The sequence below is a fragment of the Marinobacter manganoxydans MnI7-9 genome (assembly GCF_000235625.1).
Classification (GTDB): Bacteria; Pseudomonadota; Gammaproteobacteria; order Pseudomonadales; family Oleiphilaceae; genus Marinobacter; species Marinobacter manganoxydans.
Genome location: NZ_AGTR01000028.1, coordinates 107,985 through 117,561, shown reverse-complemented (window position 1 = coordinate 117,561; position 9,577 = coordinate 107,985). Strand labels below are relative to the sequence as shown.

General features: G+C 56.5%; 8 protein-coding genes. 5 read left to right on the top strand and 3 right to left on the bottom strand.

What is annotated here, in order from left to right; translation table 11 throughout:
* The first annotated feature begins 204 nt into the window (after positions 1–204).
* Complete coding sequence (locus KYE_RS07915; protein ID WP_008172131.1) at positions 205–396, top strand: hypothetical protein; 192 nt, start codon at positions 205–207, stop codon at positions 394–396.
* 63 nt (positions 397–459) lie between these two features.
* Here the strand turns inward: KYE_RS07915 and KYE_RS07910 are convergent, their stop codons facing one another.
* The 3 genes from KYE_RS07910 to KYE_RS07900 form a co-directional block, all read right to left on the bottom strand.
* The gene (locus KYE_RS07910; RefSeq protein ID WP_227497788.1) at positions 460–2,289 is read right to left on the bottom strand and encodes a methyl-accepting chemotaxis protein; all 1,830 of its coding nucleotides are present in this window, start codon (positions 2,287–2,289) and stop codon (positions 460–462) included.
* Positions 2,290–2,556: 267 nt separating this feature from the next.
* Positions 2,557–3,771 (bottom strand): IS256 family transposase, encoded by a 1,215-nt coding sequence (locus KYE_RS07905; protein WP_008172129.1) that lies wholly within the window; start codon positions 3,769–3,771, stop codon positions 2,557–2,559.
* Positions 3,772–3,903: 132 nt separating this feature from the next.
* On the bottom strand, positions 3,904–4,440 hold the full coding sequence (locus tag KYE_RS07900) for a DUF2058 domain-containing protein (RefSeq protein WP_008172128.1): 537 nt from the start codon (positions 4,438–4,440) through the stop codon (positions 3,904–3,906).
* A 106-nt stretch (positions 4,441–4,546) separates the two neighbouring features.
* Here KYE_RS07900 and dbpA point away from each other — a divergent pair, with 106 nt between their 5' ends.
* From dbpA to KYE_RS07880, 4 genes are all read left to right on the top strand, one after another.
* Positions 4,547–5,920, top strand: a complete 1,374-nt coding sequence (gene dbpA / locus KYE_RS07895; protein ID WP_008172127.1) for an ATP-dependent RNA helicase DbpA — start codon at positions 4,547–4,549, stop codon at positions 5,918–5,920.
* 223 nt (positions 5,921–6,143) lie between these two features.
* Positions 6,144–6,395 (top strand): OadG family protein, encoded by a 252-nt coding sequence (locus KYE_RS07890; protein WP_008172126.1) that lies wholly within the window; start codon positions 6,144–6,146, stop codon positions 6,393–6,395.
* A gap of 41 nt (positions 6,396–6,436) precedes the next feature.
* Positions 6,437–8,224 carry a sodium-extruding oxaloacetate decarboxylase subunit alpha gene (gene oadA / locus KYE_RS07885; RefSeq protein ID WP_008172125.1) on the top strand — a complete coding sequence of 596 codons (1,788 nt, stop codon included), beginning with the start codon at positions 6,437–6,439 and terminating at the stop codon, positions 8,222–8,224.
* A 14-nt stretch (positions 8,225–8,238) separates the two neighbouring features.
* Positions 8,239–9,573, top strand: coding sequence for a sodium ion-translocating decarboxylase subunit beta (locus KYE_RS07880; protein WP_039881922.1), 1,335 nt, complete (start codon positions 8,239–8,241; stop codon positions 9,571–9,573).
* Positions 9,574–9,577 lie beyond the last annotated feature (4 nt).

Below are 9,577 nucleotides of genomic sequence, written 5' to 3'. Positions count from 1 at the left end.
ACGCGACGGCGACCCCGAAGGGGTGAGGGCCTAAGGCCCGAATAATCCTCCCAGCCGCGCCATATCAAATAAAGAACCCTGCCTTGCGCGGGGTTTTTTATTTGTCCCCGATCAATTTTAGATTGATCAATATTTGCTCAAACCTCCTTCTCGAACCTAACCTTAAAGGTGTAGGGAAGTTTGCTTTCAGAAAGGAGGTCAATCATGAACAAGACACTCAACGGTAGCTACAAGGATCACGACCAGGCCAAGAATACTTGGGATGACCTTATTGCTACTGGTATTCCCCGTGACAACATTTTTATCGACGAGGAAGCCAAGGTTGTGAAAGTCAGTGTGCCTGCGGAGACGGAGAGGGAGATTCTGGAGATTTTTGAACGCCACCAGCTCCATTGATACGGGCCGATGTGATTAAGAGAGGGGCGGGCAGCGTTGTCCGCCCCTTTTGTTTTAAGCAGCCTACAGCCAGAATCGCGCGACCAGATTCTGCAAATCGCTGCCGAGCCTGGCCAGTTCGCTGCTGGAGCTGGCGGTCTGGTTCGATGAGGCGGCGGACTGATCGGTAACATCCCGAATGCTGGTAATGTTCTGGTTGATTTCCTCGGCCACCGAGGTCTGTTGTTCGGAGGCCGTGGCAATCTGACTGTTGTACTGTTTGATCTCCTCCACAGCACGGGCAATGCGCTCAATGGTCGTTCCGGTTGCCGTGGCACGTTCAAGGGTGTTCGAGGCCATGGTGGTGCTGGACTCCATCGCGGACACCGAGTCACCGGCGCTGTTCTGAAGTGACGTTACCAGAGTCTCGATTTCCTGGGCCGATGATTGTGTCCGCTGTGCGAGAGAGCGCACCTCATCGGCCACCACGGCAAAGCCGCGGCCCTGCTCACCAGCCCGGGCTGCCTCAATAGCGGCGTTCAGCGCCAGCAGGTTGGTCTGTTCGGCGACGGATTTGATCACATCCAGAACGGTCCCGATGTTGGCGGTTTCTTTCTGGAGTCCCTGGATGGTCTCCATGCTCTGGCTGACTTCGCGTGCCAGATTGTTGACCTGATCCACGGTCGCGCGGACTTCCCGCTCACCGTCGCTGGCCTGGCTGGCCGCATCGGCGGCCACGGAAAAGGCCTGTTCGGCGCTGCGGGCGATCTCACTAACGGTTGCGGTCATTTCGTTCATGGCGGTAGCAACCTGATCGGTTTCCTGCTTCTGACGATTGATGCCATCGCTGGTCTGGCTGGTAACAGTTGAGAGTTCTTCTGCCGAGGCTGCAATATTGGACGCCCCCGACTCAATACTTCTTACCAATTCCCGGAGGCTGGTCACCATGGTAGCCAGGGCAGCCATCAGTCGTCCGATCTCGTTGGTACCGCTGGCCTTGATATCTACGGTCAGGTTGCCGGAGGCCACCTCGGAGGCGATGTTCACTGCCTGGTTAACGGGGGAGACGATGGCGCGGGTAATGAGCAGGGCCATCAGGATGCCAAGAATAAGAGCGATACCGGTTGCGCCGAAGATCAACCAGGAAGCCTGCTCACGATCAGCCTCCATTTTCTGAGCCTGGAGCGCCCGTAGGCCATTAGCCTGCTCGATGGCATTTCTCGCAGTGCTGACCATATCATCAGACAGCTGCTCTCCCGTGTTGGTCAGATCCACAACCGCTCGAAATTCGCTGACGTAAGTGTCGAGCGCTGCATTGATCTGCTTTTTCTCGTCGTCAGTGATTGCCGCTGATTTCAGGGGGCCCTGGACTCTTTTCGCGTCCTCAAGATACGCCTTCACACTGGCGTCGTCCTGCTCGATGAGGAATTTGCGTTCCGAGCGGCGCATGTCTTCAAAAATGGCGGAGGCAAAGAACAGAGAGCTGTGGGCCTTCAGGGAAGATCCGAAGATGCGGGCACTGGTTTCAAGGCGTTCGAGCGCTGCGTCCCGTTCATCAATGTTGGTTTCAACCTCGCCCATGAGCCGCTGGTATTGTTTTACGTCTGCCTGAATCTGTCCCAAGGTTTCAATATCTGCGGGTGCAACGAGCAGCGGTTTGATCTTACTGGTCAGCTCCAGAACCCGGTCGCCCTGGGCCTGAGTCCGCGCAACAGCCTGCGCCTCACCGGTCAGCAAGAAGTTCTTCTCCTCAACCCGGGCTTCGGTCAGGTTGGTGTTTACCTGCCCGAGCATGGCCACGATGTTCGAAAGTTGGCCGTAACTTTCCAGTGCGCGGTCGCCCACCACGCCAACCAGGATGGTCAGAAGCAGCAAGATGGCAAATCCTCCGGCCAACCGGGTACGGATCGTCATATTGCTGAAGAGCTCTGAAAAACGCATTGTTGCTTTGTCCCTGAACGATGTGAGAGTGGCCGGCCCAACTTCGATAGCGCCTCTCGCCGGCGAACGGCCGGGGAGGGGATTTTGATACGCAAGGAAGGATAAAGGTGCATTTTATTTGACTTATATTAAGGCGGTTTACGGCAGGGTATTCCAGAACTTTACAGTAACAGATGATTACCGGGTGTTTTTTAACGTGATACGGAGCCTGTAAATAAATCTGTGTAACTGCCCACCCCATTACAGGTGGCCGTCCAGGCGGTCACCGAATTCGATAATAAAGCGATTCAATGCCGGCTTCCAATCACGGATCGGCATGGTCCATTTCTTTGATGCCTGCTGGATCGCCAGGAAGGCCACTTTTAGTGCCGAGTCATCGGTAGGGAACAGCTTGCGACGTTTGGTCGCTTTGCGGATAACGCTGTTCAGTGACTCAATGGCATTGGTGGTGTAGATGACCTTCCGGATCGCCGGAGGGTACTCGAAGAGCGTGATCATATTGTCCCAATGGCTGTGCCAGGAGCGAGAGATCTGAGGGTACTGGCTATCCCAGCGTTCGCCAAAGGCCTCCAGCGCCTGCCGGGCTTCGTGTTCCGTAGCAGACTGGTAGATCTGCTTCAGGTCCGCAGTAACCGCCCTGTAGTCCTTCCAGGACACGTAGCGCAGCGAGTTCCGAACCATATGCACGATGCAGAGCTGAACCTTGGTTTGGGGGTATTCAGCCGCAATGGCATCCGGGAAGCCCTTGAGACCGTCCACACAGGCGATCAGAATATCCTCCAGACCACGGTTCTTCAGTTCCGTCAGTACCGATAGCCAGAACTTCGCACCTTCGGTCTCGGCCAGCCAGAGGCCCAGCAACTCTTTCTGGCCCTCCATGTTGATGCCCAGGGCAAGATATAGGGACTTGTTGATCACCCTCTTGTCCTGACGAATTTTCAGAACGATGCAGTCCAGATAGACGATGGGGTAGATCGGATCAACAGGGCGATTCTGCCACTCGTGAACCTGATCGATCACACGCTCCGTCACCTTGGAAACCAGTGTTGCCGAGATGTCCGCGTCGTACATCTCCTTGAAGGCGTCCACGATATCCCGGGTGCTCAGGCCCTTGGCGTATAGCGCCAGGATCTGGTCATCCATCTGGGTCAGGCGGGACTGGCCTTTACGGACGAACTGCGGCTCGAAGGAGCCGTCCCTGTCACGAGGGGCTTCTATCGCCACTTCGCCGTGCTGGCCCTTCAGGCGCTTGGCAGAATAGCCGTTACGGCTGTTGCCAGTGCCACGGCCTTCAGGAGCATGCTTCTCGTATCCAAGATGCTCGTCCAGTTCGGCGTTGAGAGCGGTCTCGACGGTGAGCTTGACCAGTTGCTGAGTGAGGGCTCCTAGATCTTTTTCAGACTTGATGTCCTTGGCCAGCTCGGTGGCCATGGCTTTGAGTTTTTCTTGGTCCAATTGCGTACCCACGATGGTATCCTTTTGAAAAGGTTACTCAGTCGTGGGCAGTTACACAATTTGGTTTACAGCCTCCGTGATACGCAATGGTGGTGCGCTGGTTCCGATTGCTATCAGAACCAGCGGGGATGGCTACCACATAAGATCATCAGGAATTTCGTAGCCTGCGTAAGGATCATCCTCACCTGCATCGTCCTGTTTGCGATCATGAAGTACCACCACGGCGCTCTCATCCCGCTCCATGATTTTTCGGGCAACACCTTCCGCCACAATCTCGTAGTTATCGTTCACGAAAACAATTGCCAGGCGGCCGCGGGATAGCTGATCGACCATAGTGTCGTCTACGAAGAGCTTCTTGATCTTTTTGTCATGAACAAACTGATAGGAGGTTTCGCCGCGGCTTCGGTCCAGCCGGTTGGTTTCTACCAATTGCCGGATCTGGGCCTGGATGGCTTTCTTTTCGGCAGCGCGCTGGCGCTCCAGGTTGAGTTGGCGATCCCGCTCTGCTTTTTCCTCACGGGCCTGACGTGCACGGGTCTCGGCCTCGTTAACTTCCACAGCCCCCTTGGGTTGCTGCTTTCTTTTCTTCCGTTTTTCGCTGCGAATGGCCTTGGCTTTTTTCTCGTCGGCAAGGCCGGCCTTCAGCAATTGATCCTGCAGGGATGCCATCAGTAACTCCGTTCTTTCGTTGCATATTCTGGTATCATTTCGGCCTAGTATACGCCCTCATTATTGCCTTCATAACCAGCTTCCGCTGAATCCGGGATTTTCTTCTATGTCTTCTTTTAACGACTTTGGCCTGTCTACCGCCATGTGCTCGAACCTTAACCAGCTGGGGTTTGCCCAACCCACGGAGATTCAGGCGAAGGCCATTGCCCCGGGGCTGGCGGGAAAAGACATCATTGCCATGGCCAAAACCGGTAGCGGAAAAACGGCGGCGTTTGGCATCAGCCTGGTTGAGCGGCTCAATCCCCGTCTGTTCGCGGTTCAGGCGCTCGTGCTGTGCCCGACCCGTGAGCTGGCAGACCAGGTCGCCAAAGCTATCCGTGAGCTGGCGAGGGCCCGGGACAATATCAAGGTGCTGACTCTGTGTGGTGGTGTTGCCATCGGCCCCCAGATCGGGTCCCTGAGCCATGGCGCTCATATTGTTGTGGGTACCCCGGGCAGGATTCAGGACCACCTGCGCAAGCAGACCCTCTCGCTGGCGCGGCTTAAAACCGTGGTGCTTGATGAGGCGGACCGAATGCTGGATATGGGTTTTCAGGAAGCGATGGAAGACATCCTGTCCCAGACTCCGCCATCACGCCAGACCATGATGTTTTCGGCGACCTGGCCGGCGCCCATCCGTGAATTGAGCAAGCAGTACCAGAAAAGCCCGGTAGACGTTCGGGCCGAGGAAGCCGGTGACAACCCGGACATTGAAGAGCTGTTCTACGAAGTGTCGCCACATTCCAAATCGGATGCCATCGTAGCGCTGCTTTCCGAGCGTCAGCCCGAGTCCTGCATCGTTTTCTGCACCACCAAACAGCAGTGTGACGACATGGCGGCGGAACTTGGTGAGCGGGGTTTCTCTGCGCTGCCTTTGCATGGCGATCTGGAGCAACGGGATCGAGACAGCGTGCTCGTGCGGTTTGGCAATCAGAGCTGCTCCATCCTGGTTGCCACCGACGTGGCTGCCCGTGGCCTCGACATAAAGTCTCTGCCCCTGGTTATCAACGCCGAGCCCGCGCGGGATCCCGAAGTGCATACCCATCGGATCGGGCGCACCGGCCGGGCAGGGGAGCGGGGTCATGCTGTTACCTTCTGCACGCCGGCCCAGGGGCACAAGATTACCCGCATCGAGTCCGAAAGAGGCCGCAGCGTGACATGGGGAGACACAGAGAAACTCCTGGCGACGCCGCTGAAACCGGTCGTGCCCGCCATGAAGACCCTGTGCATTGCCGGTGGTCGCAAAGACAAGGTTCGTCCCGGCGATGTCCTGGGTGCCCTGACGGGCGAAGCAGGCCTGCCTGGCAAAGCTGTCGGCAAGATTGATCTGTTTGATCATCAGTGTTTTGTCGCGGTAGAGAAGTCGCTTGCAGCTAAGGCATTGGCCAGGCTCGAAAGTGGCAAGGTCAAGGGGCGGAAAATACGCGTTCGATATGCCTGAATGAGAATTGCTTCGTCTGTATAAATGCGTGTCTTTTCGGACCGCGACGCTCGGAAACCCCGTATAGATTTTTGCATTCAGGTTGCCCGGGCACCCTGAAAACGGTAAATTACGCAGGATTTTGCCCCCCGAATTGTCGCGGAAGCGTGTTAGACCTTAGTCTAACTGGTCAGTCCGGGCACAGATCGGGAGAAATATAAATCAATACAGGTAGCTGTTCGATATGAATGACCTGATGTCACAAGCCGTCGATCTGATGATTGCCGGAATGGGGTTTGTATTCGTGTTCCTCATTATTCTGGTGTTCGCGACACTCCTCATGTCCAAGCTCATAGGACGGTTTGCGCCGCCAGAGCCGGCAACCCCGGCCAAAACGCCACGTGCCAAGCCGAAGGCGCCCGCGTCGGTTGACCCTGACACCGCCGAGGCCATCAAGAAGGCGATTGCACAATTCCGGTCCCGCCACAAGAAGTGAACCGGTAAAAGACTAGAACCTTTAAACAGAAGGCTGACACGATGACTGACACAAAGAAACCGCTGGGGATTACGGACGTTATCCTGCGTGACGCCCACCAGTCCCTGCTTGCCACCCGTATGCGGCTGGATGACATGCTGCCAATTGCCGAGAAACTCGACAAGGTCGGTTTCTGGTCCCTGGAATCCTGGGGCGGCGCTACCTTTGATTCCTGCATTCGCTACCTGGGCGAAGATCCCTGGGAGCGCATCCGCGAGCTGAAAAAAGCCATGCCCAACACCCAGCAGCAGATGCTGCTGCGCGGTCAGAACCTGCTGGGCTATCGTCATTATGCGGATGATGTGGTGGACCGTTTCTGTGAACGTGCCGCTGAAAATGGCGTTGACGTATTCCGTATTTTCGACGCGATGAATGATCCCCGTAACCTGGATCGTGCCATTAAAGCCGTCCGCAAGACCGGCAAGCATGCCCAGGGCACCATTGCCTACACCACCAGCCCGGTGCACACCATCGAGATGTGGGTAGAGCTGGCGAAAGAAGTTGCCGACATGGGTGCGGATTCCATTGCGATCAAGGACATGGCCGGTATCCTCAAGCCTTACGTGGCCTATGATTTGGTCAGCCGTCTGAAGAAAGAGCTGGATATTCCGATCCACATGCAGTGTCACGCCACCACCGGCATGTCGACCGCTACCGCCATCAAGGCTGCGGAGGCAGGTATCGATAACGTGGATACGGCCATTTCCTCCATGAGCATGACCTACGGCCACTCGCCCACAGAAGCCGTGGTTGCGATCCTGGAGGGTACAGACCGTGACACCGGCCTGGACCTCAACCTGCTTGAGGAAATCGCCAGCTACTTCCGCCAGGTACGCAAGAAGTACGCGAAATTCGAAGGCAGCCTGCGTGGCACTGATTCCCGCATCCTGATTGCCCAGGTACCGGGTGGCATGCTCACCAACATGGAAAACCAGCTGCGTGAGCAGAACGCCAGCGACAAGTTCGACCAGGTTCTGGACGAGATTCCCAAGGTTCGCGAAGACCTGGGCTTCATCCCGCTGGTAACCCCGACTTCCCAGATCGTCGGTACCCAGGCGGTACTGAACGTTCTGACCGGCGAGCGCTACAAGTCCATCTCCAAAGAAACCTCTGCAATCCTGAAAGGCGAGTACGGTGCTGCACCGGCGCCGATGAACAAGGAACTGCAAGAACGTGTTCTGGATGGCAAAGAGCCTGTGACCTGTCGTCCGGCAGATCTGCTTGAGCCGGAAATGGACAAGCTGACTGACGAACTCAAGAAGCTGGCCGACGAGACGGGCATAAAGCTGGCTGACAACGTTGAAGACGACGTTCTCACCTACGCGCTGTTCCCGCAGATCGGCCTGAAGTTCCTGGAGAATCGTGACAATCCGGACGCGTTCGAGCCGGTTCCGACCGCTGAAACCGGTGCTCCGGCTGCCAAGTCTGAAGGCCCCGAGACCTACACCGTTGAAGTGAATGGCAAGAAGTTTGTGGTTGCCGTTTCCGAAGGTGGCGAGATCAGCCAGATCCAGGGCGAGGGCGGTGCCGCTTCTGCACCGGCTGCTTCCTCGGCTCCGGCACCCGCAGCGGGTGAAGGCGAGCCTGTGGTTGCACCGCTGGGTGGCAACATCTTCAAGGTCCTGGTTTCTCCGGGTGACACCGTGGAAGAGGGCGATGTGATGATTATCCTCGAGGCCATGAAAATGGAAACCGAGGTTCGCGCGCCGAAAGCCGGCACAATCGGTGAAGTCTTCATCAAGGTCGGTGATGCCGTCTCCCCTGATGACGAAATGCTGACAATCGCATAAAGGGCCAGCATTCCATGGAAAAATTAATGACACTCTGGACAGGCAGTGGCCTGTTCAACATCGAGATCGGCCAGGTGATCATGATCGCCATCGGCCTCGGTCTTCTCTATCTTGCGATCAACAAGAAATTTGAGCCGTTGCTTCTGGTACCCATCGGGTTCGGTGGCATTCTGGCGAATATTCCGGAGGCAGGCCTGGCCCTGACTGCGGCGGAAAATGCGATCCACTTTGCCCTGAAGGGTGAGTCAACCCAGATTCTGGCTGCTCTGGCTGCACCCCTGGATGTGGCTTATCAGGCAGGGCAGGCGGTGACGCCTGAGCTTAAGGAAGCCTTCAAGCAGGCTGTTAAAGAGGCAAGCTACTCTGAAATGGCGGCGGCTAACTCCCTGGCTCAGGATTTCGGTTACGGCAATGGCATGCTGTACAACTTCTACTCCGTTATCATCGGCAGCACCATTGGTCCGCTGCTGATCTTCATGGGTGTAGGTGCAATGACGGATTTCGGTCCGCTGCTGGCCAACCCCAAGACCCTGCTGCTGGGTGCCGCTGCACAGTTCGGTATTTTCGGTACGGTCATCGGTGCGGCGTTGCTGGACTGGACCGGAATTCTGGATTTCACCATTCTGGAAGCAGCCGCCATTGGTATCATTGGCGGTGCCGATGGTCCTACCTCTATCTACGTGTCCAGTGTTCTGGCTCCGCATCTGCTGGGTGCAATCGCGGTATCCGCCTATGCGTACATGGCGCTGGTGCCGATGATTCAGCCGCCAATCATGAAGGCGCTGACCAGCCAGAAAGAGCGCTCTATCAAGATGTCCCAGCTCCGTCCCGTGAGCAAGCAGGAAAAGATCATTTTCCCGCTGGTGGTACTGATTGCCGTGGTTCTGTTCCTGCCGGATGCAGCGCCGCTCCTGGGTATGTTCACCTTCGGTAACCTGATGCGGGAATGTGGCGTGGTTGAGCGTTTGAGCGACACCGCTCAGAATGCCCTGATCAACATCGTGACCATCTTCCTGGGTTTGTCTGTTGGCTCCAAGCTGATGGCAGACAAGTTCCTGGATGGCCAGACCCTGGGCATCCTGGGCTTGGGCATTGTGGCCTTTGGTGTTGGTACGGCAACCGGCGTTCTTATGGCGAAGCTGATGAACAAGTTCACCAGTGAACCCATTAACCCGCTTATTGGTTCTGCCGGTGTATCTGCGGTGCCGATGGCAGCGCGGGTTTCCAACAAGGTGGGCCTGGAAGCCAACCCGCAGAACTTCCTGCTGATGCACGCCATGGGTCCGAACGTGGCCGGCGTTATCGGCTCTGCGGTTGCTGCGGGTGTAATGATCAAGCTTCTTGGCTGATTTG